The sequence below is a fragment of the Streptomyces sp. AC627_RSS907 genome, assembly GCF_019049165.1.
Genome location: NZ_JAGMUE010001361.1, coordinates 1 through 588, shown reverse-complemented (window position 1 = coordinate 588; position 588 = coordinate 1). Strand labels below are relative to the sequence as shown.

Below are 588 nucleotides of genomic sequence, written 5' to 3'. Positions count from 1 at the left end.
GCCAGGGCCCAACCGGCCTGGAAGGCGAAGGCCGTGACGAGGTCGGTGCCCTGGTGCTCGCCGAGCAGCACGTCCGCAGGGATCTGGAGGATCGCCGACCAGGGCAGCACGGCGGCCAGGTCGCCCAGCGCCCCGGGGAACACGTTGAGCGGCAGGATCATGCCGGAGAAGAACAGCGACAGGACGAGGCTGATCATGTTGAGCCCGGTCCCGTCGAGCAGCCAGAACGCGGACAGGGCGACCAGGTAGCGGATGGCGAAGCTGACCAGGACGCCGAGGGCCACCGCGGTCAGGAAGTACAGCCAGGTCAACGGCGAGGCGGGGAGCGTCAGCTCGAAGACCAGCGAGCCGACGAGCAGCGGCACGATGCCGCGGCCCAACAGGTGGAACGCGGCCCGACCCAGGTCGCCGGCCAGCCACCACAGTTGCAGGTCCACCGGCCGGTACAGGTCGATGGCCACGTCCCCGGACCGGATGCGCTCCTGCAACTCCTCGTGGAAACCGCCCCCCAGCAGCGCCGACGCGGCCAGCAGCGCCTGCCCGAGCCAGACGAAGGTGACGGCCTGCGCCAGGGCGTAGCCGCCCAAC

The 588-nt window shown here is 70.9% G+C and carries 1 protein-coding gene; it reads right to left on the bottom strand.

The features are described from left to right. Positions 1–588, bottom strand: a 588-nt coding sequence (locus KUM32_RS41930) for an ABC-2 family transporter protein (RefSeq protein ID WP_217146854.1), incomplete at both ends; no start/stop codon positions are given.